The sequence below is a fragment of the Mediterraneibacter sp. genome, from assembly GCF_030825015.1.
GTDB lineage: Bacteria > Bacillota > Clostridia > Lachnospirales > Lachnospiraceae > Mediterraneibacter.
This window is the reverse complement of record NZ_JAPJQP010000003.1, coordinates 76,573-102,295: the sequence shown is the minus strand read 5'-3', so window position 1 is coordinate 102,295 and position 25,723 is coordinate 76,573. Positions and strand designations below refer to the sequence as shown.

Genomic DNA, 25,723 nt, shown 5'->3' with positions numbered 1-25,723 from the left:
TTTACATTTTAACGTGGTAAAGTCACTATAAACCGATGAGGAAGAGCAAGTAATTTCAATAATCAGCTTTCCAGAGAGCCGCAGATGGTGGAATGCGGTATGTTGACTTGGGATGAATGGGCTTTTGAGGGCAATCTGAACATTATATATAAAGTAGGTGAGCCGGAGAGAACACTCCGTTACAAAATCGGGCATATGTTAGTATGCATGAGTGGATGTATTTATACATCAAGCCGGGTGGCACCGCAGGAGTTTTATCATATTATTAGGAATGACAGCTCTTGTCCCTGCAATAGTATCATTGTGTGGGATAAGAGCTTTTTGTATTATCAGAAAATATAAATTATCAATAGGCAAAATGCAAAAGGTATCAAGGTTCGCGGCAGATAGATCGTGATACCGCAGAACTTATAATTCCACAGAAAATCAAAGTCGTGTGAAAGGAAGGAGAAATGACAATGAGCGATAAGAAAATCCCTTATAAAATTTATTTGGAAGAAAGTGAGATGCCGAAAACATGGTACAATGTCCGTGCAGATATGAAAAATAAACCGGCTCCGCTTTTAAATCCGGAAACGTTTCAGCCGATGACAGAGGAAGAACTAGGCGTTGTATTTTGCGAAGAGCTTGTTAAACAGGAATTAGATAACGAGAATCGATATATAGAAATTCCGGAAAAAATTCGTGATTTTTATAAAATGTACCGTCCGGCGCCACTTGTCCGTGCGTACTGTCTTGAGGAAAAATTGCAGACTCCTGCAAAAATTTATTATAAATTTGAAGGTAATAATACAAGCGGAAGTCATAAGCTTAATTCGGCGATCGCACAGGCATATTATGCAAAAGATCAGGGGTTAAAAGGTGTGACAACGGAGACTGGAGCAGGACAGTGGGGAACAGCGCTGTCGATGGCATGTTCTTATCTTGATTTGGATTGTCAGGTGTATATGGTGAAATGTTCCTATGAGCAGAAACCGTTCCGAAGAGAAGTAATGCGTACTTATGGGGCAAGTGTTACTCCGTCCCCGTCAGAAACAACAGAAGTCGGAAGAAAAATCCTGGCAGAGCATCCGGGAACAACAGGAAGCTTGGGATGCGCGATCTCCGAGGCAGTGGAAGTGGCAACACATACACCGGGATACAGATATGTACTTGGAAGCGTATTGAATCAGGTTCTTTTGCATCAATCTGTAATCGGCGTGGAAACAAAGATTGCCATGGATAAATATGGAATTAAACCTGATATTATTATCGGATGCGCCGGAGGTGGATCGAACTTAGGCGGTTTAATCTCGCCGTTTATGGGAGAAAAATTAAGAGGAGAAGCAGATTATCGCTTTATAGCAGTAGAACCAGCTTCGTGTCCAAGTTTAACAAGAGGCGTTTACGCATATGATTATTGTGACACGGGTATGGTTTGCCCGCTTTCAAAAATGTATACATTAGGCAGTGGATTCATCCCGTCTGCAAATCATGCCGGAGGATTGAGATATCACGGTATGAGTTCTGTTTTATCGCAGCTTTATGAAGATGGCTATATGGAAGCTCGTTCCGTGGAGCAAACAGCGGTATTTGAAGCAGCAGAGCAGTTTGCAAGAGTAGAGGGAATCCTTCCGGCGCCGGAAAGCAGTCATGCTATTAAAGCGGCGATCGATGAAGCGATGAAGTGTAAAGAGACAGGGGAAGAAAAGACGATTCTTTTTGGACTTACAGGAACAGGATATTTTGATATGTTTGCATATGAAAAATTCCATGACGGAAAGATGAGTGATTACGTTCCGACAGATGAAGAGCTTCAGGCATCTTTTGCAAATCTGCCGAAAGTCCCGGAGAATTTATAAAAGCGATAACAGATAAAAAACGGAGATAGAGAAAAAGGATGACGGATATAAAAATCAATCTGGACGATAATGTTCAGGTTGATTTTTTTGTATGGCGACGCGCCAAAGTCCGGGTCTGCCTGAGACCTTGGCAACTGCTTGCAATCCCGGAATGTGCCCTTTGGAACCTTCGGTGATTATGCGATTTGTGCAAAAAAGGTAAAGTGAGAGAGGCGTAAAAGGCTGAATGATAATGCACTTTTAGTGGAAAAATTGTATCGGATTTCGGCACGAAAACAAACCGTGAAAGAAGTTCAAAAAATGAGAGAAAAGGAAAACGCTTGATAGCTCTTGTCTTATCGTGTTTTATCTTATGCTGTTATCAAATGTAACAGTGCCATTATAGTGGCGTTTCCAACGATAAATATACTGACGATTCGTCTTGTATTTTATTGCAGCTTTAGAGACACCATACTTTTCAGCGAAACGAATCAGGAAGTGAAAAAAAGTGTTGACTTTTTTCTCCTATAGTGGTATTATATCACTCGTGGTCAGCAAAATGACCATGAATCCTATATGGAATGCGGAAGTGTCGGAACTGGCAGACGAGCAAGACTAAGGATCTTGTAAGCATTGCGCTTGTGTGGGTTCAAGTCCCATCTTCCGCATTAGAGAAAGAGCAGAAAATCTTTTATCGAAGATTTTCTTTTTTTATTTAAATGGTGACTGCTTGCAATCCCGGAATGTGCCTTTTGGCACTTATGGTGATTATCTGAATTTATTTTTTGAAAAAAGTGAAAAATCAAAGAAGTGATAAAACGGAGATAAAAACTGCTGAAAAACTGGCAGAAAGTTATAAAAAAGTGTTGACTTTTTGTCTGAATAATGGTATCATATCATTTGTGGTCAGCAAAAAGATCATATATCCTATATGGAATGCGGAAGTGTCGGAACTGGCAGACGAGCAAGACTAAGGATCTTGTAAGCATTGCGCTTGTGTGGGTTCAAGTCCCATCTTCCGCATTAAAGAAGTAAATGGACTGTCGTTTTAACGATTGATAAATCGTGAAGCGGCAGCTTTTTTTGCTGTTTTTTGCTATACAGCTGTTTGATTTCTGTAGAAAAAGAAGAGGATTAAAAAAGCCGTACTTTAACATAGCTTTAAAACACATTTTACAAATTTTTGGATTTTTCTGCTTATTCTAAGAAGAATCCAAGCACTCTAGGATTTCATCCCACAGATAGTCATAGTAGGTATTAAAAAAATTCTTTCACTTTTTCTATCAAAGAGTTATTGCACACATACGCAATCCCTTCCGGTTGATCTGCAGTAGTTGACTGTCGTGAGTAATCATGTTCGGGTTTACATCTTCTCCCGATTTCAATTTTACATACAAGTACGATAGTATCTTGTGTACAATTACAAAATAATCGTCCTTTGCCATAAGATCACCCTTCTTCTTTCTTTAAAATGGATAAAAATACCACCTGTCAGTTCGGCAGATGGTATTATATTACATCAATTTTCGCTTCTTTTACTAAATCATTTAATGACTTTCCGCTATAGAATTTATCATTCATAACTTCGTCTATATTACCATATTCTTTCGTATCATCACCATGCCACGCTTGATACGTTGGAATGTAATCTCTGACTTCAACCGTCACTCCTGACGTCACTCCTCTATAGGTGAAAGAAATATCATTGCAACACTCAGATAAAATTCGCCTTAATTCATCTTTGCTCATAATATATCTCTGTTCTCCTTTCTTTCCTCTTCGCTTAATTCGCGAGTTGTCTTATTTTTCAACCTTTCATCATCTCCCCATGTATAATCATGTACATGTTCCCCATGTTTTCCGTAAGGGTGCTGTCTTGGATTTCCATGAGCAGTTGTGTGAATGTCTTTAGTTTTTAAGTTTGATCCTCCATAAAAAGTCCTCGCATCCACTTTTTCATCTTTTCCAATATGATCTATCACCATTCCTGCTTCTGCTTTCTTCGGTGCTCCTTTATGTCCCTTTATGATCTTATCTGGTTTTATTGTATCATTCTTTTTGGAATCTCTCAACTTATTCCGCATAGAAACAATATCCTTTTTCAGTGACGTTCTGTTCCCTTGCTCTACCAGTTTTCTTACAACAGTTTCTGGGTCTCTTCCTCGAAAATCCACACCCGAAAGACCTTGTTTATAATACTCTATTCCTACTTCTGTCGCCGCTTTTCTCAGTTCATTTAAGCTCATTCCATCTAAGTTGTTGCTGGAAATTTCTTTTGCTTTTTCTATGTAATACTCTTTGCTTCTCGCAGTCTCTTTCTTTGCCTTGTTTGCATTTTCATTTCTCCTTTCTATATCATCCTTGTCTGTCGTTTTCTTTGTGTGTACGTTTGTTACTTTTCCGTCTCCAGCGTCATACTCTACGATACACCTACAGTGCTTGTGCTTCCTGAATACAGCATTTCCGGTGTCTGATACGGCTTCGTTATCGTATACCCAGGTAAGCTTGCTGAACCGTTTGTGGCATTTTCCTCGTTGAAGTTTTTCTGAGTTTTGGTTTTAATCCTGCTTATGAGTGGAAATCTGCATTTTCCTTTACCGATGCATCTATTATAGACTGCGTATAGGTTACGACTGATTCTTCTAATATGTACGCAACATCCTCTTTTTGTTTTATCCGTAATCTGGACGAGCCGTAAAACGCGAGATATAATTGTATGCTGTGAATCCGGAGGTCCGCTGTTATTTGAGAGAGAACAAGATAATTATGTGAATGCAGAAGTAAGAAGAGTATAAGAAGACATGAGAGAAATAGAAAATCTTCGATTTGAATAATCGGTTAAAAAGCTTCGAATTGTTTCATTTGCCGGTATTTCTTCCGGCAAGCTCATCTAAAGAAATTTTAAAAAGTTCTGCGATTTCAATAAGCAGATAAATATCAGGCAGAGTAATTCCGCGTTCATATGCAGAGAGCGACTGTCTGCTGATATTGAGTTTTTTCGCGAGATCTGCCTGTTTTAATTGATTTTTTAAACGGAGTCTGCGGATATTTTCTGCAACCGTATTTTCTGTTTTTTCCATTGTAGATCAATAAATTCTGTTCTGAAAAACACATATTATAAATTTATAATATCATGCTTTTTGAATTGAGAAACAGGATATCCAAAATACGAGTATGAGAATATCCATTATTCGGATAGCACGATAAAAAGGATTCGATACAATGGAGAAAAACGGTAAGGGGATGGAAACAAATTTTGGAGAATAGAGTAAAAGAATTGCGGCATGAATATGGCTTGAGACAAGAGGATCTTGCCGAGAAGATGAATGTTTCACAACAGACGATCAGCCGTATTGAAAACGGGGAAAATGCTCTTCCATCAGATATATTGATTCATTTGTCGAAGTATTTTCATGTATCAGCAGATTACATATTAAAATTGTCGGATGTAAGGACGGTACAAGAATACCGCATGGAAATGGAGCAGATGTTATGGAAACATTTTGAATTTTTCCATACCTTCTGCAGATTGAACAGAATGAACCAAAAAGTGATCAGTTTTTTGGCTTCACAGTTGGAAAAAGCAGAAAATAAAAAGTTTTATGAGGAAAAAAGGAAAATCTAAGATGGGTTTTTCTTTTTTTCTTATATAATAAGTTTGTTTTGTTAAATTATATGATATAATTACGATAATTTATATGAAACAGTTAATAATATCTGAATAAACACAAGGAGGATCAGTAATGTTAGAAAAGATAGATTTGAATAAAACAATGTCAAAGCAGGAGTATCGTGAAAGTCTTCCGAAATTGGAAGCAGAATTGGGAAGGCTTCAAAGAGAGTGTAAAGATTTGGATATTCCTGTTATAGTTGTATTTGAAGGATTTGGAGCTTCTGGAAAAGGACTTCAGATCGGGAAAATGATTCACAGTATGGATCCGCGGGGATTTGAAGTGTATACAATTAAAGAAGAGACAGAAGAGGAACGGATGCATCCGTTTTTGTGGAGATTTTGGATTAAAACTCCTGAGAAAGGGCGGATTGCGATTTTTGACGGAAGCTGGTATCGAAAAGTTTGGGTTGACCGATTTGAGAAGCGAACACATGAGAGAAAACTAAAAGATTATTTTTCATCGATCAATGCTTTTGAGCAGCAGCTTTGTGAAGGCGGAACGTTGATGATAAAGCTGTTTCTTGATATTGATCAGAGTGAACAGAAAAAACGGTTTAAAAAATTAGAGAAAAAGAAAGAGACTCAGTGGAGAGTTACACAGGGAGATCGGGAAAGAAATATCCGGTATGATGAGTATGCATCCATGGCGGAGGAAATGTTATTCAGCACAGATACGGAGTATGCGCCATGGACGATTATAGAGGCAACTGACAGACGGTTTGCGACAGCGAAGATCTATGCGGCAGTGATACGTTCAATGAAGGAGCAGATACAAAAGCAGAAAGAAGGTTTTGATTTATCACAGAAAAAGCATTTGTCAGAACAGCAGGAGGAAAAAGAGGTACAGGCGGCGCAGTGTGCAGATGAAAAATTTTCGGAAGTATCAATTTTGTCGAAAGTGGATCTTTCTTGTCGCTGTACAAGAGAAGAGTATAAAAAGAAGCTTGATAAATTGCAGAAGAAAGCGGAGCGGCTTCACGGGGAATTATATCGAAAGAGAATCCCGGTTGTAATCGGATTTGAAGGATGGGATGCTGCCGGAAAAGGGGGAGCAATCAAACGGCTGACAGAAAAAATGGATCCCAGAGGATATGTCGTAAATCCGACAGCTTCTCCAAATGAAGTTGAGAAAGCGCACCATTATTTGTGGAGATTTTGGAGGGCAATGCCAAAAGACGGTCATGTAGCGATTTTTGACAGAACATGGTATGGTCGGGTGATGGTAGAGCGAATCGAAGGATTCTGTACGGAGGAAGAATGGAAGCGGGCATACAAAGAGATAAATCAGATGGAAAAAGATCTGGTGGATTCTGGAGCGGTCATTGTGAAATTTTGGATGCATATTGACAAAGAAGAGCAGGAGCGCAGATTTCGGGAACGGATGGAAAACCCGGAAAAGCAATGGAAGATCACGGAAGAAGACATGAGAAATCGCGAAAAATGGGATTTGTATGAGCAGGCGGTTGATGAGATGCTGATGAGAACATCCACCTCTTACGCGCCATGGATGATCGTGGAAGGAAATGACAAGTATTATGCACGGATTAAAGTACTTGAGACAGTAACAGATGCAATCGAAAAGCGGTTAAAGGAAAGGTGATATTATGACCATCAGAGAGCAGCTTGAACTTCGGGAAATTGAGTATTTAAGCCCTTATGCGACATTGAGTAAAGATTCAGAAGGACGGAAGAGAAAAGAAGAGCCGTGCGATATCCGGCCGGCGTTTCAAAGAGATCGCGACCGGATCTTGCACTGTAAGGCGTTTCGCAGACTGAAGCAGAAAACACAGGTGTTTCTTCTGCCAAAAGGAGATCATTACAGAACACGGCTTACGCATACATTGGAAGTTTCGCAGAATGCGCGTACGATTGCGAAAGCGCTGCGGCTAAATGAAGATCTGGCAGAAGCGATTGCCCTGGGGCACGATCTGGGTCACACTCCTTTCGGGCATGCAGGAGAAAGAGCGCTGAATAATGTTTATCATTTTGCACATCAAAAGCAGAGTCTTCGTGTAGTGGACCGAATCGAAAAAGATGGAAAAGGACTGAATCTGACATGGGAGGTGCGTGATGGGATCTTGAATCACCAAACGTCCGGTCATCCTCATACTTTGGAGGGGCAGGTTGTACGCATCTCTGATAAACTGGCATATATTAATCATGATATGGATGATGCGATCCGAGGAGGCATTCTGACAGAGGATGATATTCCGGCAGATTTAAGGGAGGCACTTGGCAGTTCCTGTAAAGAACGGCTCAATACACTTGTGCATGATGTGATTACAAACAGTATGGATCAGCCTGTTATTCGAATGTCGCAGGAAACAGAACGGGCAATGAAGGAGCTTCGAAAGTTTATGTTTGAAAATGTATATTTGAATCCGAAGGCAAAGGGAGAGGAAGATAAAGCGGTACATATGATAGAACAGCTTTTTGAATATTATGTCGCGCATACAGAAGTTCTGCCGCAAATTTTCAAAGATGCACTGGAAGAGGCTGACGAGGAGAAAGAACAGATTGTATGCGATTATATTGCAGGAATGACAGATTCTTATGCTGTTAAGAAGTTTCAGGATTATTTTGTGCCAGAAGCATGGAAAATTTAAAAAAATAAAGGAAATCAAAAAGTTTTGTCGAATATAATATATAGGACATTCTTTATGGAGGTAAACATGTACTATCCGGATGAGTTAATAGAGGAAGTAAGAACGCGAAATGATATCGTAGATGTCATATCCGGTTATGTTCGTCTACAGAAAAAGGGAAGTTCCTATTTTGGACTGTGCCCGTTCCATAATGAGAAATCTCCGTCCTTCTCTGTCAGCAGACAGAAACAGATGTATTATTGTTTCGGATGCGGAGCAGGGGGCAATGTATTTACATTTTTGATGGAGTATGAGAATTTCTCATTTTTGGAAGCAGTGAAATTCTTGGCGGACCGCGCAGGAATCGCACTTCCGGAGATGGAATATTCTAAGGAAGCGAAACAAAAGGCGGATTTGAAAGCATTGATTTTAGAAGTGAATAAAATTGCAGCTAAGTATTATTATGTACAGCTTAAGTCTGAAAAAGGAGCCGGAGCACATACATATTTGACGGACAGAGGACTGACTGAAGAGACGATTACAGCGTTTGGCCTTGGATATTCGACGAAATATAGCGATGATCTGTATCAGTATTTGAGAAAGAAAGGATACAGTGAAGATTTGATCCGCCAGGCAGGATTGATCAATACGGATGAACGGCGGGGCGTGTATGATAAGTTTTGGAATCGGGTCATTTTTCCGATCATGGATGTGAACAGCCGGGTGATCGGATTTGGAGGCCGCGTTATGGGGGACGGGAAACCGAAGTATCTGAACTCCCCGGAGACTGCGGTATTTGATAAGAGCCGGAATCTTTATGGTTTGAACAGGGCAAGGACATCGCGGAAAACATATTTTTTGCTTTGTGAAGGATATATGGATGTGATCTCTTTGCATCAGGCAGGGTTTACGAATGCTGTGGCATCGCTTGGAACGGCGCTTACCCCCGGACATGCGTCTTTGATCAAGCGGTATGTTCAGGAAGTTTATCTGACGTATGACAGCGATGATGCAGGGACAAGAGCGGCGCTTCGTGCAGTTCCGATTTTGAAAGAAGCAGGGATAGCGGCAAAAGTGATCCGCATGGATCCGTATAAAGATCCGGATGAATTTATTAAAAATCTTGGAGCGGATGAATTTGAGAAAAGGATTCAAAATGCAAGAAACGGTTTTATGTTCAGTCTCGAAATATTAGAGAGAGAATTTGACATGACATCCCCGGAAGGAAAGACAGCATTTTTCAGGGAAACAGCAAAGAGACTGCTTTCTTTTGAGGATGAATTGGAACGGAATAACTATATCGAGGCAGTTGCATCTGCCTATAAAGTAAACAGGGAAAGCCTGGAAAAACTTGTTACAAAAACGGCCGTAAGCGCAGGAATGGCGCGTCCGGTTCCACGTCCGAAAAAGGCGGAAGGAGCGGCGATACAAAAAGAAGACGGTATTTTGGTGGCGCAGAAAGTGCTGCTGACATGGATGATTGAAAATGAAAAGCTGTATGCAAAAATCAGCAGTTACATAAGCCCGGATGATTTTACAGGGGAACTGAATAAAAATGTTGCAAAACTTTTATATGAGCAGCATGAAGAAGGAAATCTGAATCCGGCAAAACTTTTGAATCATTTTACATCAGAGGAAGAACATCGGGAGGCTGCTTCCCTTTTTCATACGAAGATCCGACAACTGACGACGAAAGAGGAACAGGAACAGGCGCTGAAAGATACGATCTTAAAAGTAAAGACTCATAGTATCAACGAAAGGACGTTGAACCTGGATCCGTCAGATATGGCGGGACTGCAGCATTTGATGGAAGAAAAGCGGAAACTTGAGGAACTGAAGGGACTGCATATTTCTATAGATTAAGGATAAAATAAAACAAGGTGATCCGTGTAGATACACAGATCAGGAAGGATGGACACATGGAAGAAAATGCACAGAAATTTCTGGAAAAAATGAACGAGCTTGTCGCGCTTGGAAAGAAGAAAAAAAGTATACTTGACGTTCAGGAAATCAATGACTTTTTCACGGATATGGATTTGAGTGCCGAACAGATGGAAAAGGTTTTTGAGTATTTGGAAGGAAATAATATTGATGTTTTGCGGATCACTGCTGATACAGATGACGATGTGGAAGTGGATCTTGACGATATGATTGCGGAAGAGGAAGAAGTCGATATGGAAAGTATCGATCTGTCTGTACCCGAAGGCGTGAGTATTGAAGATCCGGTTCGTATGTATTTAAAAGAGATCGGAAAAGTACCTCTTCTAAGCGCCGAGCGGGAAATCGAACTGGCAAAGCGAATGGAAGAGGGAGATGAAGACGCAAAAAAGGAATTGGCAGAAGCGAATCTTCGTCTCGTTGTCAGCATTGCAAAACGTTATGTCGGAAGGGGAATGCTCTTTCTTGATCTGATTCAGGAAGGAAACTTAGGACTGATCAAAGCGGTAGAAAAGTTTGATTACCATAAAGGTTATAAGTTCAGCACATATGCGACATGGTGGATTCGTCAGGCGATCACAAGAGCTATTGCTGACCAGGCAAGAACGATCCGTATTCCGGTTCATATGGTAGAGACGATCAATAAACTGATCCGTGTGTCGAGACAGCTTTTGCAGGAACTCGGAAGAGAACCGCTGCCTGAAGAAATTGCAAAAGAACTGGACATGCCTGTAGAGAGAGTACGTGAGATTTTGAAGATTTCACAGGAACCGGTTTCTCTTGAGACGCCGATTGGAGAAGAGGAAGACAGTCATCTTGGTGATTTTATTCAGGACGACAACGTACCTGTTCCGGCGGAAGCGGCGGCGCAGACACTTCTCAAAGAGCAGCTTGACGAGGTTCTTGACACATTGACGGAAAGAGAGCAGAAAGTACTTCGTCTTCGTTTCGGTATGAATGATGGACGAGCACGTACGTTGGAGGAAGTGGGCAAGGAATTTGATGTTACAAGAGAGCGTATCCGTCAGATCGAAGCAAAAGCTCTTCGTAAACTGCGTCATCCAAGCCGAAGCAGAAAATTAAGAGATTATCTTGATTGATCAATGAGACAGTTGTGGGAAGAGGATACAGATGGAATTATCAAAAAGACTTCAGGCAGTCGCAGATCTTGTGACTGCCGGATATAAAGTGGCAGACATTGGAACTGATCATGCGTACATACCGATTTTTCTTTTAGAAACAGGGAAAACAGACTGGGCGGCCGCTATGGATGTGAATAAGGGACCCATTGAAAAGGCGCGAGAAAACATTCGGGCTTATGGGTTGGAAGCGCAGATAGAGACACGCCTTTCGAATGGCTTTTTGGCGTTGGGAAAAGGGGAAGTACAGTCGGCTGTGATTGCGGGAATGGGAGGAAATCTTGTGATCCGTATTTTGCAGGAAGGCAGGGATGTCGTTTCAACTTTACAGGAATGTATTCTTCAGCCGCAATCGGAAACAGATAAAGTAAGAGCCTTTCTTTTGCGGGAGGGTTTTTTCTTTATAGAAGAAGATATGGTAGAAGAAGATGGAAAATACTATCCGATGATGAAAGTTAAACCGCCCAAAAGTGGAGAAGAAAGCCGACAGAATGAAGAAGTATGGAAGATAGAGCAGCTTTGGTTTGGGAAACTTCTTCTGGAAAAACGACATCCGGTATTGAAAAGGTATTTGGAACGGGAGACGCGTATTCGGGAAGAAATTCTAAGATCGATCAGGGACAAAGATTCTGAGCAGATACAGGTGAGAAGAGGACAGTTGCAAGAAGAATTAAATATTATAAAGAAAGGGATGGAATATTATGCTTTGTAAAGAGATTATTCAGGTGATCGAGGCGTCCTACCCGAAAAAAGCAGCGCTTGATTTTGACAACGTAGGACTTTTGGCAGGTCGATCGGAGAAAGAAGTAAACAGAGTGTACTTGGCTCTTGACGCAACAGAAGAGGTGATCGAAAGAGCTGTTGATTTAGGCGCAGATATGCTGATCACACATCATCCTCTTATCTTTTCTCCGATGAAACAGGTGACGGATGAAGATTTTATAGGGAAACGGATCGTAAAACTGATTCAAAATGATATTTCCTACTATGCAATGCATACGAATTATGATGTGCTTGGCATGGCGAAGCTTGCAGAAAGTATTTTGGGAATTAGGGAAACGCAAGTGCTTGATGTGACGATGGAAAAGGACGGAGAAGAAGAGGGCATCGGAAGGATCGGGATGCTTGATCAGGAGATGACATTAGAGGAATGCTGTCTTTATGTAAAGCATAGATTGAAATTGGGCAGTTTGAAAGTGTATGGGGATATGGAAAGGAAAGTGCATTGCCTCGCAGTATCTCCGGGATCAGGAAAGTCGGCGGTAACCCCGGCAATCCAAAAAGGGGCGGATGTTCTTGTGACAGGCGATATCGGACATCATGACGGAATTGATGCAGTTGAGCAGGGATTATCTGTTATTGATGCAGGACATTATGGAACAGAGTATATATTTATTGATGATATGAAACATTTCCTGAATGAAAAACTTCCGGTATTGGATGTAATGACCATTCCGATCGTCCATCCATTTCAAGTGATTTAGATGAGATTTTTATTTTTGTAAAGAGGAGAGTGCTCTGAAAATGGAAAAAAAGAAGTATAGGATTACCGTTGGAAATGAGAGCAAAGAATTTGAAGAAGGAGTGACTTATCAGCATGTTGCTGAAGCGTTTCGTCTCCAATTTCAACATCCTGTCGTACTGGCGTTGGAAGGGGAAAACCGTCTGCAGGAGTTGAGAAAACCGGTGGAAAAGGACTGTGAACTTCGTTTTATTACAACTGCGGATGAGATTGGACACGAAACATATAAGAGAAGTCTGTGTTTTCTTTTAGTGAAAGCGGTTCATGATGTGGCCGGACATGATCGAATTGAAAGGGTCAGAATTCATTTTTCGGTAGATAAGGGTTATTACTGTACGGTGGATGGTGATGTCGAAATGACAGAACAGTTTCTTTCGGATGTTGAAAAACGAATGCATCAGTTATCTGATGAAAAAATTCCGATTGAGAAGAAGACGATCCACACAGATGCCGCTATCGAGCTTTTTCATAAGCATGGCATGTATGATAAGGAACGGTTGTTTGAATATCGCAGAGTTTCAAAAGTAAATATATACAGTATCAATGAGTTTGAAGATTATTATTATGGATACATGGTTCCGGATACGTCATGTCTGAAATATTTTTCTCTTCATCTGTATGACGAAGGCTTTGTGATCCAAATGCCTGTGAAAGAGCAGCCGGAAATCGTACCTGAGTTTCAGCCGAGTCCTAAATTGTTTCAAGTGCTTAAAGAATCTGTTTTATGGGGAGACTGTCAGGACATTGAGACAGTAGGGGCGCTCAATGAAATGGTGACAAAAGGAGATATGCGGGAAGTCGTACTTGTACAGGAGGCACATCAGGAACGCCGGATCGGTGAAATTGCAAAGCAGATCGCAGAACGTAAAGACATTCGGTTTGTTTTGATTGCAGGACCTTCCTCGTCAGGAAAAACGACATTTTCTCATCGGTTGTCAATTCAGTTGAGAGTAAACGGATTAAAACCGCATCCGATTGCAGTAGATAATTACTTTGTAGATCGGGAACATACGCCGAAAGATGAGGACGGAAACTATAATTTTGAATGTTTGGAGGCAATCGATATCTCCAAATTCAATGAAGATATGGAGGCGCTTTTAAGAGGAGAAGAAGTGTATCTGCCTATTTTTGATTTTAAAAGTGGGAAGAGAAAGTATGAATCAAAGCCGAAAAAACTCGGGGAACAGGATATTCTTGTCATTGAGGGAATCCATTGTCTGAATCCCAAGCTGACTGAGGCAATGAATGATGCGAATAAATTCAAAATTTATATCAGTGCGCTGACGCAGTTGAATGTTGATGAGCATAACCGGATTCCGACAACGGATGGACGCTTGATTCGAAGAATTGTAAGAGATGCGCGCACACGGGGAGCTTCTGCGGCTAAAACGATTTCGATGTGGGCTTCTGTGAGAAGAGGAGAAGAGCAAAATATCTTTCCGTTTCAGGAGCAGGCAGATGTGATGTTTAATTCTTCTTTGCTTTATGAACTGGCAGTGTTGAAACAATATGTAGAACCGCTTCTTTTTGCAGTAGATAAAGACTCAAAAGAGTTTGTTGAGGCAAAGAGACTTCTTAAATTTTTTGATTATTTTGTAGGGATCGGAAGCGAATTTATACCGACAAACTCTCTTCTTAGAGAGTTCGTCGGCGGTGGTTGCTTCCAAGTGTAGAAAGGCGGTTATTTTGATTTGATTTCCCGCCATAGTTTGTTATAGATGATTTCGTTTTCATCTCCGAGGAAGTTGAATGTCTCACAGTTTTGAAGCTGAGAAATATCAGGAAATGCGATATTGCTTTCACGCATTGATGCATCCTCGATCAGTTCCCTTCCGGCTGAGTTCGGAATAGAGTAGGTGATATAATCAAAATTCATTTTTGCAATATCAGGACGACAGAGGTAGTTGATAAATGCCTCTGCGTTCTTTTTATTTTGCGCATTTTTGGGGATGACGAGAGCGTCGATCCAAAGATTTGATCCCTCTTTCGGAATCACATATTCTAAATCCGGATTTTCTTTTTGGCAATAGAGCGCCTCACCGGAATAAATGACACCGAGGGCGGCTTCGTTTCCAATCATTTTGTCGCGTACCTGATCAATGACATAAGCCTGAACAAGCGGCTTTTGTTCGATCAAAAGTTGTTTGGCGGCTTCCAATTCATCAAGATCCGTTGAATTGAGTGAATATCCGAGAGATTTCAGGGCAACGGCAAAGGCGTCCCGCACACTGTCTTGCATGAGGATGCTGTCAGTGTATTTTTCATCCCATAATATACTCCAACTGTCTACCGGTTCGTCTACCATTTTTTTGTTGTAGAGAATACCGACTGTTCCCCAAAGGTAGGGGACGGAATACTTGTTTTCGGGGTCATATTGTTTTGACATTTCCATGTAAATATCATCAATATATTTTAAGTTCGGTATGTTGTTGTAGTCGATCTCGGCGAGCAGATCATTTTCTATCATTCTCTGCACCATGTAGTCGGAAGGACATACAACATCGTAAGCGATCGCTTCGGATTGAACTTTTGGATACATGATCTCGTTTGTTTCATATTCTTCGTATACGACGTCGATTCCGGTTTCCTCTTCAAACATTGTCAGGACCTCAGGGTCAATGTAATCGCCCCAGTTGTATACGACAACCTTTTCTCCTGAAATAGTCCCTGAAGAAGATCCATAAATGAATCCGCCGATGATAATGACGATCATAATTACGGCAGGAACAAACCGATGGAAGAAAAATCGTCCGAATTTGCGGAAATTTCCCATATGCGCATGCGCGGCGGCTTTCTTTGTCTTCTGGTCATTTGGAGTCATATTTACTAGAAAGAGCAAAATGAGCACTGTAAGAAACATGATCGTAGACAGCGCATACATCTCGGGTTTGATTCCTTTTCTTACTTCGCTGTATATCTTTGTAGACAAAGTATCGATTCCCGGACCTTTTGTAAAATGTGTGATGACAAAATCATCCAGCGACATTGTAAACGCCAAAAGAAATCCTGAAAAGATTCCGGGCATGATATCAGGAAGAACCACTTTTCTGAATGCATAGGAAGGAGAAGCTCCCAGATCAAGAGCTGCTTCGTAAGTACGTCTGCTTGTCTGTTTTAGTTTGGGCATAACGCTCAATATAACATAGGGAATATTAAACGTAATATGTGCCAGTAATATCGTAGAAAAACCGAGAGTAAACCGACATGCAATAAAAAGAAGCATGAGGGAAATTCCCGTCACGATATCAGCGTTGAGCATCGGAATGTTCGTTATTCCGAGCAGGAGGGTACGCGCTTTTGCGCGCATCGCCTGGATGCCGAGAGCAGCCGCAGTACCGATCAAAGTAGCGATCAAAGCAGAGAGAAAGGCGATGACCAGTGTAGTATAAAGCGCATTCATAATATCTTTATTTTGAAAAAGTTGAAGATACCATTTCCCGGTGAAGCCGTTCCATTTAGATCGAGTTTTTGTATTGTTAAAAGAAAGAACCATCAAAGTGATAATGGGAGCGTATAACAATACGAAGATCAGGAACAGGTAGATTTTTTTTGCGGTTGATTTGATCAAAATGTATTTCCCTCCCCGTTCTTATCATATTTGGCAATCAAAGCCATACTGGCAATAATAAACAGCATTAAAACAAGAGAAAGACCGGAACCGGCGTTCCAGTTGCTTCCCTGCTTAAATTCTTGTTCGATGACATTTCCGATCAGGAGAATCTTGCTTCCTCCCAACAGATCGGAGATGACAAATGTCGTAAGCGACGGTACAAATACCATCGTAATACCGCTGATAATTCCAGGAATGCTAAGCGGCATGATGATCTTTAAAAACGTTTGGACGTTATTAGCCCCCAAATCTTTGGCTGCATGAATGACGTCTTTATCAATCTTGGACAGTACATTGTAGATTGGAAGTACCATAAATGGCAGAAAGTTGTATACCATTCCAAGTACAATGGCAGCAGGTGTGTTGATGATCGACTGCTGCGGAAGATGAAGGAAACTGAGGATGCTGTTGATAACACCGTTCTTTTCCAAAAGTGTCTGCCAAGCCAACGTGCGGAGCAGAAAATTCATCCACATTGGAAGAATGAAGATCAGCACGATAAAACTTGTCTGATTGATATTTTTTTCAGCCAAAATCATGGCGAGCGGGTAGGCGAGGATCAGGCAGATTACCGTACTGATAAAAGACAGCAGAAGAGCCAGCCCGAGAGCCTTTAAATTTTCGGGAGTTGTCATTTGGGCAAGGTTGTTCAAAGTGAAACTTCCGTTTTTATCTGTGAGGCCATAGTATAAAATCATGAGCAGCGGAATGATGATAAAAGAAACTGCCCAAAACAGATACGGACCTGCAAGTATTTTTCTACTCTTCAACTGGAACAGCCTCCTCATCTTCGGATTCCGGTTTTTTCATGATCTGAATATCGAAAGGATTTACTTTTACTCCGACTTCTGTTCCTACCGGGAACAGATCAGTACTGTGAACGAGAAGTTCATAGTTGTTTGCAAGAACTTCCATTTCATAATGGACTCCTTTGAAGATCAGATTAGTAACAACTCCATCAATCACACCTTCACCCGGGGAGACAAGATCAATGTCTTCAGGACGGATTACGGCATCTACCGGTTTGTTGTGCCCGAATCCGACATCGACACATTGCCAGACGGCGCCAAGCATTTTGACAACTTTATCTTCGACCATTATAGCCGGAAGGATATTGCTGTCTCCGATGAAATCCGCAACAAAGGCATTCTGCGGTTCATTGTAGATATCTTCAGGCGTACCGATCTGCTGGATATAGCCTTGATTCATAACGACGATCGTATCCGACATTGTGAGAGCTTCTTCCTGGTCGTGTGTGACATAAACAAAGGTAATGCCAAGTTCGTTTTTCAGCCGGATCAGTTCATACTGCATATCTTGACGCAGTTTAAGGTCAAGCGCTCCGAGCGGTTCGTCTAATAGAAGAACTTTCGGTTCATTTACGATTGCCCGTGCAATGGCAATTCGCTGCTGCTGTCCGCCGCTTAAAGAGTCAGGGGAACGGTCTTCAAACCCTTCCAGATTGACAAGTTTTAAGGCGTAGCGGATCTTGTCTCTAATATAAGCTTTTGATTTCCCTTTGATCTTTAATCCGAAAGCGATATTATCGGCGATCGACATATGGGAAAAAAGAGCGTATTTTTGGAAAACAGTATTTAATTGGCGGCGATTTGGCGGAATATCGTTAATGTTTTTTCCGTCAAAAATGATATTTCCTGAATCCGGCGTTTCAAAACCGCCTAAAATTCTTAAAAGGGTTGTTTTTCCACAGCCGCTTGGTCCCAGCAGCGTTAAAAATTCATTTTCCCGTATATAAAGATTCAGTTGGTCTAAGATCACAGAATCTCCATAAGATTTTGTAATATCGACAATGTCGATCAATCGGTTTGACATAGCGGCCTCCTAAAATTCTTTTGTATAAATTTGTTTTAAATAATCCATTTTTGCAGTCATATTTTGCAGCAAAAGATCAGTAAGCGTGATTGCGGTCATAGATTCTACGACAACGACTGCTCGCGGAACGATCACAGGATCATGTCTTCCGTGGATGACAATTTCCGTGTTTTCATGGGAGGTGTTTACCGTTTGCTGTGGAATTGCGATTGAGGAGGTTGGTTTTACCGCTGCCCGGAGGATCAGTCTTGATCCGTCGCTCATTCCGCCCAGTGTTCCGCCGGAGTGATTTGTTTTTTTGAAAACCTGTCCGTTTTCAGCATAAAACGGATCATTATTCTGCAGACCGGTGGAAGAAGCAGCTCGAAAGCCATCTCCGATCTCCACACCCTTGACTGCACCGATGGACATGACTGCCTGTGCAAGGAGAGCGTCCAGTTTATCAAAAACAGGTTCTCCCAATCCGGCAGGGAGTCCGTCTGCAATACATTCGATAACTCCGCCGCAGGAATTTGTTTCTTTCATTAATGAAGTGATGTATTGTCCGGCCTGTTCAGCGATGGCATTGTTTGGCATATATAGGCTGTTCTGTCGGATCTCAGAATAATCATACATTGTTTCGTCGATCGTGTAGGGACCGATTGCTTTCGTATAAGCGCAAAGAGAGATTCCGAGTTCCTTTAATATTTTAGAAGCAATCGCTCCTGCGGCAACACGGCCGATTGTCTCCCGTCCTGAAGAACGTCCGCCGCCTCTGTAGTCGCGGATACCGTATTTTTCCGTGAACGGATAGTCTGCATGTCCGGGACGGAACATAGAGACGATATTTCCGTAATCGCGAGAACGTTGATCTTTATTACGGATCAGTAAAGAAATCGGCGTTCCGGTTGTCTTTCCTTCGAAGAGTCCGGAGAGAATTTCAACCGTGTCTTCTTCGCTGCGCCGTGTTGTGAATTTGCTTTGACCGGGTTTTCTCCGATCAAGAAAAACTTGAATATCTTCCTCGTTTAAAGAAATTCCGGCAGGACATCCGTCGATCACGACGCCGATTCCTGCTCCATGGGATTCGCCCCAGGTTGTAATTCGAAATATTTTACCAAAAGTTGAGCCACTCATAAAATGATCTCCTTTCAAAATTCTTTTATAGATAAGAGTCTGTCGAAGACAGAACTACAAAAGTCATTATATAGGAAGAAAGAGACAGTTACAAGCAAGGTCTTAATTTTTCTTAAAAATAGAATAATACGCTGTACATTTTTTTTCAATCGTAATATAATGTTGCCGTGATATTGAAAAAAGGAGAGAGATGATTAACGGATGAGTAAGAAGAAAAATAAATCCGTACGTCAGGAAGGGGACGTACAGCTTTTGGACGAAGAAGCGTTTGAAGAGTTTGAAACAGAAGAAGAAGCAGAAAAAGAGTTTGCAGAAGAGGAAGAGTTTGCAGAAGAGGACTTCTTTGAAGATGAAGATGTCGAAGACGATGACGAAGAGCTGGAAGATGATGAAGAAGAACGAAAGAAAAAGAAAGTTCTTCGTCGGCGTGGAAGAAAGCGTCAGAAAAAAATGGGAGAAAATACAGAGAAGCGGAGTAAAAAACCGTGGATCATTGCAGGAAGTATCGTAGGTGGTCTGCTTGTTGTTTATTTGGGAATCTCAGCATTTTTTATCAGTCATTTTTATATTAATACGACAATTAACGGAAAAGACTTTTCGGGAAAGACAAAATCAAGTGTCGTATCCTATTTAAAAGAACAAGTAGAAGGATATTCTTTGAAAATTATAGAGGCGGATCAGAAGATCGATCAAATTGAAGGCGAAGCAATTTCGATGAAATACAAAGAAAACGGGGAGGTCGAAAAAGCGCTGAAAAAACAAAATCCTCTTTTATGGATAAGCTCATTGTTTGGAAAATCAAAAGCAGAAGTGACGATAGATGTTGATTATAATGAGAAAGCATTGAATGAAGAGATTCAATTAATCCAAGCAGTACAGGCAGAGCAGACCGAACCGGTTTCCGCATATCCGAAGTTCGATGGAGAATCATTCAAAGTGGAACCGGAAGTGTATGGAAGCGCAGTAGATATGGAAATGCTCAAGAAAAAGATCAGGGAATGTATTGTGAATTTTGAACCGGAGCTTAATCTTGCGGAAGAAAAGTGTTATAAAGTACCTAAATATACGATAGAATCAAAAGAAGTTCAAAAAGCATGTGACGATATGAATAAATATTGTCAGGCAAGTATTACATATCCGATGAAGGAGAATGTTGTCGTAGATAAGGCGCTTATTTCTACATGGCTTTCTGTTGATGAGAATATGAACGTTGCGTTTAATGAAGATGCAGTTCGTGCCTGGATGAGTGAATTCGGGAAAAGTTATGATACTGTAGGGAGTACGAGAACGATCACTTCACCGACAGGAAAGACGGTGGAAGTATCCGGGGGTACTTATGGATGGTCGATCGATGAGGAAACAGAAGCACAGAATTTGATTGCGAGTATTAAAAACGGCGAAGTTGCGACAAGGGAACCGGCATATGAAAAAACGGCTGCGTCCCATGCGGCGCAGGACTGGGGAACTACTTATCTTGAGGTAGATCTTTCCGCTCAGCATATGTGGTATATTGTAAATGGTTCGATTGCGTTGGAGACAGATGTTGTCACAGGCCTTCCGGATGCGAAGCATGCAACTCCGGCAGGTGTATATTCGATCCTCTATACAGAACCGAACTCAAAACTAGTCGGTGAAAAAGATCCGGAAACAGGAAAACCGATCTATGAAACGTATGTCCGCTACTGGATGCCGTTCACTTATCAAGGACATGGATTCCATGACGCAGACTGGCAGACGGCATTCGGAGGTTCGAGATATCAGTCATATGGTTCTCATGGCTGTGTGAATATGCCGGTAGATCAGGCAGGGGCATTATTTAATATGCTCAGTGCAGGAACACCTGTTGTTCTTCATTATTAAGAAAGATAAAACAGGTTGAAATTTATTGAAAAATAGAAAATCAGAGGTTATATACATGTACGAATTGCTGAAAAAAGACGGTATGGCTAAACGGGGGCGGTTTCATACAGTACACGGAACGATTGAGACTCCGGTTTTTATGAATGTAGGAACGGCTGCGGCAATCAAAGGAGCTGTATCAACGGATGATCTCCGTCAGATTAAAACACAGGTTGAACTGTCAAATACATATCATCTCCATGTCAGACCAGGGGATGAGATCGTAAAAAAGATGGGCGGATTGCATCGCTTTATGAATTGGGATAAACCGATTCTTACGGATTCCGGCGGATTTCAAGTGTTTTCTCTTGCGTCTTTGCGTAAGATTAAGGAGGAAGGGGTACATTTTCATTCCCATATAGACGGACGTAAAATTTTCATGGGACCGGAAGAAAGTATGCAGATTCAGTCGAATCTTGCTTCTACGATCGCGATGGCTTTTGACGAGTGTCCTTCCAGCGTAGCAGACCGGGAATATATGATAAATTCGGTGGCAAGAACGACGAGATGGCTGAAACGGTGTAAAGCAGAAATGCAGAGACTGAATTCATTGGAAGATACGATTAATCGCAGCCAAATGCTTTTCGGTATCAATCAGGGAGGAATTTACGAAGATATTCGTATTGAACATGCACAGCAGATTGCGGAGCTTGACTTGGATGGCTACGCAGTCGGCGGACTTGCGGTAGGGGAGAGTCATGAAGATATGTACCGTATTTTGGATGCGGTCGTTCCGCATCTTCCTGAGAACAAACCGACTTATTTGATGGGAGTAGGAACTCCGGCAAATATTTTGGAGGCGGTAGACCGGGGAGTTGACTTTTTTGACTGTGTATATCCGAGCAGAAACGGAAGACATGGACATGTGTATACAAACCATGGAAAGATGAACTTGTTTAACGCAAAATATGAATTGGATGATCGCCCGATTGAAGAAGGGTGCGGATGTCCGGCTTGCAGAAGTTACAGCAGAGCTTACATCCGACATTTGCTCAAAGCGAAAGAGATGCTTGGAATGCGGCTTTGCGTCCTCCATAATCTGTATTTCTATAATACGATGATGGAAGAAATACGAGAAGCGATCGAAGCAGGAGAGTATAAAGATTACAAAAAAAGAAAACTGGAAGGCATGATGCCGTAAACAGATTATCTGAAAAAGATTTATATTGACTTCAAGGAACTTCGGGATTTTGAAAAATATCCTTGAAGTATGAGTGAAAGTTGTGTATAGTAGTCTTATTGCGTTAGGAAAGTTAGGAGGAAATTGAAATTATGGGTGAAATGGTAGCAATGCTTGTTCTTTGGCTTGTAGTTATTGGTGTAATGTGGTTTTTACTTATGCGTCCGCAGAAAAAAGAACAGAAACGTATCCAGCAGATGCTGGCTTCCATGGAAGTTGGAGACACAGCTTTGACAACAAGCGGTTTTTACGGCGTCATTATCGATATTACAGATGAAGATGTCATTGTAGAATTCGGAAATAATAAGAACTGCCGTATTCCGATGCAGAAGGCAGCGATTGCTCAGATTGAAAAGCCGAATGCAGATTGATTGTAAGTAAATTTTACATCGATTATTTTGCAGTATGAGGTCAGGAAGAATTTTGAAAATATTTCGAAATTTTTCCTGATTTTTTTAAATTCATCGCTTTAGTACGTGAATTTAAGAAAATCACAGAGTACACTCTATTTTTTGAACGCAAATACTTGAAACGTGTATAAAAATGCTGTATTATAAACAGTAACATTTTAGTTTGGAGGGACGGGAAATATGGATATGAACATCGGTGTGATCAAAGGAGACGGAATCGGTCCGGAGATCGTAGATGAGGCAATGAAAGTGCTTGACAGGACGGCAGAAGTTTATGGACATCAGATAGAGTATACCCAGCTTTTAATGGGGGGAGCATCCATTGATGTGAACGGAGTACCTCTTACGGAAGAAACATTGGAAAAAGCGAAAAAAAGTGATGCTGTTCTGATGGGATCAATCGGAGGGGATGCAAAAACGTCTCCCTGGTATCAGTTAGAACCGTCAAAACGTCCGGAAGCAGGTCTGCTTCAGCTTAGAAAAGGTTTGAATTTATTTGCAAATCTTCGTCCTGCGGTTTTGTATCATGAGTTAAAAGGAGCATGCCCGTTAAAAGAAGAGATTGCGGAGCAAGGTTTTGATATGATGATCATGCGTGAATTGACCGGAGGACTTTATTTCGGAAAGCGCAGTACAGTGGAAGAAAACGGGATTCTTGTTGCGAGAGATGAGCTTACTTATAATGAAACAGAGATTCGCCGTATTGCAAAGCGCGGGTTTGATATTGCAATGAAGCGCCGCAGAAAGGTTACAAGTGTGGATAAGGCAAATGTACTTGACTCTTCAAGGTTATGGAGAAAAGTTGTTGAAGAAACAGCGAAGGAATACCCGGAAGTGACGCTTGAACATATGCTTGTAGATAATGCGGCGATGCAGCTTGTGAAAGATCCGGCGCAGTTTGATGTGATACTGACGGAAAATATGTTTGGCGATATTTTGTCTGATGAGGCAAGTATGGTAACAGGTTCAATCGGAATGCTGGCAAGCGCAAGTTTAAATGATACAAAATTTGGTCTTTACGAGCCGAGCGGCGGATCAGCCCCTGATATTGCGGGAAAAGGGATTGCCAATCCGATCGCTACGATCTTATCGGCGGCAATGATGCTGAGGTACTCTTTTGATCTTGACAGAGAAGCAGATGCGATTGAAGCGGCAGTTGAGAAAGTATTGAAGGAAGGGTATCGTACGATTGATATTATGTCAAAGGGAAATATGCAGATCGGGACAAAAGAGATGGGTGATCGGATCTGTTCTTATATATAAAATGTGAAAGAGAGGCATACGATGATGAGAAGTGATACAGTGAAAAAAGGAGTGCAGCAGGCTCCACACCGTTCTTTATTCAATGCACTGGGAATGACACAGGAAGAATTAGACAGACCGCTGATCGGAGTAGTGAGTTCTTATAATGAGATCGTTCCGGGACATATGAATCTTGACAAGATCACAGAAGCAGTAAAAATGGGAGTTGCGATGGCCGGCGGTACGCCGATTATGGTTCCGGCGATCGCTGTTTGTGATGGGATTGCAATGGGCCATATCGGAATGAAATATTCGCTTGTGACGAGAGATTTGATTGCGGATTCAACAGAAGCGCTTGCAATGGCACATCAGTTTGACGGTCTTGTTATGATTCCGAACTGTGACAAAAATGTACCGGGCCTTCTTATGGCGGCTGCGCGTGTTAATATCCCGACTATTTTCGTGAGCGGAGGACCGATGCTTGCAGGACATGTAAAAGGACAAAAGACAAGTTTATCCAGTATGTTTGAGGCGGTCGGCTCTTATGCCGCAGGAAAGATGGGAGACGAGGAAATCTGCGAGTTTGAAAATAAAGCATGTCCGACATGCGGTTCTTGTTCTGGAATGTATACGGCAAACAGCATGAACTGCCTGACAGAGGCATTGGGAATGGGACTTCGCGGAAATGGAACGATCCCGGCAGTATATTCTGCAAGAATTCAGCTTGCAAAACATGCAGGAATGCAGGTTATGGAACTTGTGAGAAAAAATATCCGTCCGCGGGATATTATGACAGAAGATGCTGTTTTAAATGCTCTGACGGTTGATATGGCGCTTGGATGTTCGACAAACAGTATGCTTCATCTTCCGGCGATTGCACATGAAATCGGTATGGATTTTGAAATTGATTTTGCAAATGGAATTAGTGAAAAAACACCAAATCTTTGTCATCTTGCTCCGGCAGGACATACATATATCGAAGATCTTAACGAAGCGGGCGGCGTATATGCTGTCATGAATGAATTGAATAAGAAAGGGCTTCTTCATACAGATTGTATGACTGTTACAGGAAAGACGGTCGGTGAAAATATTGCCGGATGTGAAAATAAGAATCCGGAAGTGATCCGTCCAATCGACCATCCGTACAGTGAAACAGGCGGATTGGCTGTATTAAAAGGAAACCTTGCACCTGACGGAAGTGTTGTAAAACGTTCTGCTGTCTGTGATGAGATGCTTGTACATGAAGGCCCTGCCCGTATTTTTGAAAGCGATGAAGAGGCAACAGAGGCGATTAAGACAGGAAAGATCAATCCTGGAGATGTGATTGTTATTCGTTATGAAGGTCCTAAAGGAGGTCCGGGAATGAGAGAAATGCTCAATCCGACTTCTGCGATTGCCGGATACGGACTTGGCTCTACGGTGGCGCTTATTACGGACGGACGTTTCAGCGGAGCGTCGAGAGGCGCATCGATCGGTCATGTATCTCCGGAAGCGGCAGTAGGCGGTCCGATCGCTCTTGTAGAAGAAGGGGATATCATACAGATCGATATTCCGAATTTGTCGCTGAATTTGGCAGTTTCAGACGAGGAGATGGCGCGAAGGAAAGCAAAATGGCAGCCGCGGGAGCCGAAAGTTAAGACTGGATATCTGGCAAGATATGCTTCTATGGTCACATCCGGAAACAGGGGCGCAATTTTGGAAATACCGAAAGAAAAATAAAGGCGCGGCCGTTTCAGCGGTGCGGCGGTAAGATACA

General features: G+C 41.7%; 21 protein-coding genes and 2 tRNA genes. 16 read left to right on the top strand and 7 right to left on the bottom strand.

Translation table 11 applies throughout. The annotated features are described in order from the left end of the window. Window positions 1-458 precede the first annotated feature (458 nt). The 3 genes from RCH61_RS03225 (at window position 459) to RCH61_RS03215 (ending at window position 2,843) form a co-directional block, all read left to right on the top strand. On the top strand, window positions 459-1,841 hold the full coding sequence (locus RCH61_RS03225; RefSeq protein WP_306479853.1) for a TrpB-like pyridoxal phosphate-dependent enzyme: 1,383 nt from the start codon (window positions 459-461) through the stop codon (window positions 1,839-1,841). Window positions 1,842-2,403: 562 nt separating this feature from the next. Then, window positions 2,404-2,488: transfer RNA gene (locus tag RCH61_RS03220), tRNA-Leu, on the top strand. A gap of 270 nt (window positions 2,489-2,758) precedes the next feature. Then, window positions 2,759-2,843, top strand: a tRNA-Leu gene (locus RCH61_RS03215). A 486-nt stretch (window positions 2,844-3,329) separates the two neighbouring features. Here RCH61_RS03215 and RCH61_RS03210 read toward each other — a convergent pair. The 3 genes from RCH61_RS03210 to RCH61_RS03200 form a co-directional block, all read right to left on the bottom strand. Then, the gene (locus RCH61_RS03210; RefSeq protein WP_306479852.1) at window positions 3,330-3,569 is read right to left on the bottom strand and encodes a hypothetical protein; all 240 of its coding nucleotides are present in this window, start codon (window positions 3,567-3,569) and stop codon (window positions 3,330-3,332) included. Beyond that, window positions 3,566-4,066 (bottom strand): hypothetical protein, encoded by a 501-nt coding sequence (locus RCH61_RS03205; protein WP_306479851.1) that lies wholly within the window; start codon window positions 4,064-4,066, stop codon window positions 3,566-3,568. Before RCH61_RS03205 ends, RCH61_RS03210 begins: the two co-directional genes overlap by 4 nt. A gap of 612 nt (window positions 4,067-4,678) precedes the next feature. Next, the gene (locus RCH61_RS03200) at window positions 4,679-4,900 is read right to left on the bottom strand and encodes a helix-turn-helix domain-containing protein (protein ID WP_306479850.1); all 222 of its coding nucleotides are present in this window, start codon (window positions 4,898-4,900) and stop codon (window positions 4,679-4,681) included. Window positions 4,901-5,076: 176 nt separating this feature from the next. On the opposite strand from RCH61_RS03200, the gene RCH61_RS03195 reads away from it, so the two are divergent. The 8 genes from RCH61_RS03195 to RCH61_RS03160 all read left to right on the top strand — a co-directional run bounded on the left by RCH61_RS03195 (window position 5,077) and on the right by RCH61_RS03160 (window position 14,350). Further along, window positions 5,077-5,445, top strand: coding sequence for a helix-turn-helix domain-containing protein (locus tag RCH61_RS03195; RefSeq protein ID WP_306479849.1), 369 nt, complete (start codon window positions 5,077-5,079; stop codon window positions 5,443-5,445). A 118-nt stretch (window positions 5,446-5,563) separates the two neighbouring features. Further along, window positions 5,564-7,093, top strand: a complete 1,530-nt coding sequence (gene pap, locus RCH61_RS03190; RefSeq protein ID WP_178007292.1) for a polyphosphate:AMP phosphotransferase — start codon at window positions 5,564-5,566, stop codon at window positions 7,091-7,093. Window positions 7,094-7,097: 4 nt separating this feature from the next. Then, a complete protein-coding gene (locus RCH61_RS03185; RefSeq protein ID WP_306479848.1) occupies window positions 7,098-8,099 on the top strand; it encodes a deoxyguanosinetriphosphate triphosphohydrolase in 1,002 nt (333 codons plus the stop codon). 66 nt (window positions 8,100-8,165) lie between these two features. Continuing rightward, complete coding sequence (gene dnaG, locus RCH61_RS03180; protein ID WP_306479882.1) at window positions 8,166-9,941, top strand: DNA primase; 1,776 nt, start codon at window positions 8,166-8,168, stop codon at window positions 9,939-9,941. A 56-nt stretch (window positions 9,942-9,997) separates the two neighbouring features. Next, window positions 9,998-11,116 (top strand): RNA polymerase sigma factor RpoD, encoded by a 1,119-nt coding sequence (rpoD, locus tag RCH61_RS03175; RefSeq protein ID WP_178006270.1) that lies wholly within the window; start codon window positions 9,998-10,000, stop codon window positions 11,114-11,116. A 31-nt stretch (window positions 11,117-11,147) separates the two neighbouring features. Beyond that, entirely contained in the window at window positions 11,148-11,867 is a 720-nt protein-coding gene (locus RCH61_RS03170) for a tRNA (adenine(22)-N(1))-methyltransferase (protein WP_178006269.1), read from the top strand. Next, window positions 11,857-12,639 (top strand): Nif3-like dinuclear metal center hexameric protein, encoded by a 783-nt coding sequence (locus RCH61_RS03165; protein WP_178006268.1) that lies wholly within the window; start codon window positions 11,857-11,859, stop codon window positions 12,637-12,639. The genes RCH61_RS03170 and RCH61_RS03165 overlap by 11 nt, the downstream gene beginning before the upstream one ends. 40 nt (window positions 12,640-12,679) lie before the next feature. Then, window positions 12,680-14,350: a nucleoside kinase gene (locus tag RCH61_RS03160; RefSeq protein WP_178006267.1), complete on the top strand. Its 1,671-nt coding sequence runs from the start codon at window positions 12,680-12,682 to the stop codon at window positions 14,348-14,350. Between the two features lie 8 nt (window positions 14,351-14,358). On the opposite strand, the gene RCH61_RS03155 is transcribed toward RCH61_RS03160, so the two are convergent. From RCH61_RS03155 to aroC, 4 genes are read right to left on the bottom strand one after another with little or no spacing between them, the layout of a single operon-like run. Then, window positions 14,359-16,245 carry an extracellular solute-binding protein gene (locus RCH61_RS03155; RefSeq protein ID WP_178006266.1) on the bottom strand — a complete coding sequence of 629 codons (1,887 nt, stop codon included), beginning with the start codon at window positions 16,243-16,245 and terminating at the stop codon, window positions 14,359-14,361. Continuing rightward, window positions 16,242-17,057: an ABC transporter permease gene (locus tag RCH61_RS03150; protein WP_178006265.1), complete on the bottom strand. Its 816-nt coding sequence runs from the start codon at window positions 17,055-17,057 to the stop codon at window positions 16,242-16,244. Before RCH61_RS03150 ends, RCH61_RS03155 begins: the two co-directional genes overlap by 4 nt. Continuing rightward, window positions 17,047-18,120 carry an ABC transporter ATP-binding protein gene (locus tag RCH61_RS03145; RefSeq protein WP_178006264.1) on the bottom strand — a complete coding sequence of 358 codons (1,074 nt, stop codon included), beginning with the start codon at window positions 18,118-18,120 and terminating at the stop codon, window positions 17,047-17,049. The genes RCH61_RS03150 and RCH61_RS03145 overlap by 11 nt, the downstream gene beginning before the upstream one ends. A gap of 9 nt (window positions 18,121-18,129) precedes the next feature. Then, window positions 18,130-19,236, bottom strand: coding sequence for a chorismate synthase (gene aroC, locus RCH61_RS03140; protein WP_178006263.1), 1,107 nt, complete (start codon window positions 19,234-19,236; stop codon window positions 18,130-18,132). A 201-nt stretch (window positions 19,237-19,437) separates the two neighbouring features. On the opposite strand from aroC, the gene RCH61_RS03135 reads away from it, so the two are divergent. From RCH61_RS03135 to ilvD, 5 genes are all read left to right on the top strand, one after another. Further along, complete coding sequence (locus tag RCH61_RS03135; RefSeq protein ID WP_306479847.1) at window positions 19,438-21,096, top strand: L,D-transpeptidase family protein; 1,659 nt, start codon at window positions 19,438-19,440, stop codon at window positions 21,094-21,096. Between the two features lie 55 nt (window positions 21,097-21,151). Next, window positions 21,152-22,276 (top strand): tRNA guanosine(34) transglycosylase Tgt, encoded by a 1,125-nt coding sequence (gene tgt, locus RCH61_RS03130; RefSeq protein ID WP_306479846.1) that lies wholly within the window; start codon window positions 21,152-21,154, stop codon window positions 22,274-22,276. 131 nt (window positions 22,277-22,407) lie between these two features. Then, on the top strand, window positions 22,408-22,686 hold the full coding sequence (gene yajC, locus RCH61_RS03125) for a preprotein translocase subunit YajC (RefSeq protein ID WP_178007057.1): 279 nt from the start codon (window positions 22,408-22,410) through the stop codon (window positions 22,684-22,686). A 219-nt stretch (window positions 22,687-22,905) separates the two neighbouring features. Next, complete coding sequence (gene leuB / locus RCH61_RS03120) at window positions 22,906-23,988, top strand: 3-isopropylmalate dehydrogenase (protein ID WP_178007059.1); 1,083 nt, start codon at window positions 22,906-22,908, stop codon at window positions 23,986-23,988. Window positions 23,989-24,012: 24 nt separating this feature from the next. Continuing rightward, complete coding sequence (gene ilvD, locus RCH61_RS03115; RefSeq protein WP_306479881.1) at window positions 24,013-25,686, top strand: dihydroxy-acid dehydratase; 1,674 nt, start codon at window positions 24,013-24,015, stop codon at window positions 25,684-25,686. Window positions 25,687-25,723: the final 37 nt, after the last annotated feature.

Excerpts from the sequence above, each read along its gene's own strand:
- RCH61_RS03225 (WP_306479853.1), top strand. The coding sequence starts at position 459 with ATGAGCGATAAGAAAATCCCTTATAAAATTTATTTGGAAGAAAGTGAG.
- RCH61_RS03210 (WP_306479852.1), bottom strand. The coding sequence starts at position 3,569 with ATGAGCAAAGATGAATTAAGGCGAATTTTATCTGAGTGTTGCAATGAT.
- RCH61_RS03205 (WP_306479851.1), bottom strand. The coding sequence starts at position 4,066 with ATGAGCTTAAATGAACTGAGAAAAGCGGCGACAGAAGTAGGAATAGAG.
- RCH61_RS03200 (WP_306479850.1), bottom strand. The coding sequence starts at position 4,900 with ATGGAAAAAACAGAAAATACGGTTGCAGAAAATATCCGCAGACTCCGT.
- pap (WP_178007292.1), top strand. The coding sequence starts at position 5,564 with ATGTTAGAAAAGATAGATTTGAATAAAACAATGTCAAAGCAGGAGTAT.
- RCH61_RS03185 (WP_306479848.1), top strand. The coding sequence starts at position 7,098 with ATGACCATCAGAGAGCAGCTTGAACTTCGGGAAATTGAGTATTTAAGC.
- dnaG (WP_306479882.1), top strand. The coding sequence starts at position 8,166 with ATGTACTATCCGGATGAGTTAATAGAGGAAGTAAGAACGCGAAATGAT.
- rpoD (WP_178006270.1), top strand. The coding sequence starts at position 9,998 with ATGGAAGAAAATGCACAGAAATTTCTGGAAAAAATGAACGAGCTTGTC.
- RCH61_RS03170 (WP_178006269.1), top strand. The coding sequence starts at position 11,148 with ATGGAATTATCAAAAAGACTTCAGGCAGTCGCAGATCTTGTGACTGCC.
- RCH61_RS03165 (WP_178006268.1), top strand. The coding sequence starts at position 11,857 with ATGCTTTGTAAAGAGATTATTCAGGTGATCGAGGCGTCCTACCCGAAA.
- RCH61_RS03160 (WP_178006267.1), top strand. The coding sequence starts at position 12,680 with ATGGAAAAAAAGAAGTATAGGATTACCGTTGGAAATGAGAGCAAAGAA.
- RCH61_RS03145 (WP_178006264.1), bottom strand. The coding sequence starts at position 18,120 with ATGTCAAACCGATTGATCGACATTGTCGATATTACAAAATCTTATGGA.
- aroC (WP_178006263.1), bottom strand. The coding sequence starts at position 19,236 with ATGAGTGGCTCAACTTTTGGTAAAATATTTCGAATTACAACCTGGGGC.
- RCH61_RS03135 (WP_306479847.1), top strand. The coding sequence starts at position 19,438 with ATGAGTAAGAAGAAAAATAAATCCGTACGTCAGGAAGGGGACGTACAG.
- tgt (WP_306479846.1), top strand. The coding sequence starts at position 21,152 with ATGTACGAATTGCTGAAAAAAGACGGTATGGCTAAACGGGGGCGGTTT.
- yajC (WP_178007057.1), top strand. The coding sequence starts at position 22,408 with ATGGGTGAAATGGTAGCAATGCTTGTTCTTTGGCTTGTAGTTATTGGT.
- leuB (WP_178007059.1), top strand. The coding sequence starts at position 22,906 with ATGGATATGAACATCGGTGTGATCAAAGGAGACGGAATCGGTCCGGAG.
- ilvD (WP_306479881.1), top strand. The coding sequence starts at position 24,013 with ATGAGAAGTGATACAGTGAAAAAAGGAGTGCAGCAGGCTCCACACCGT.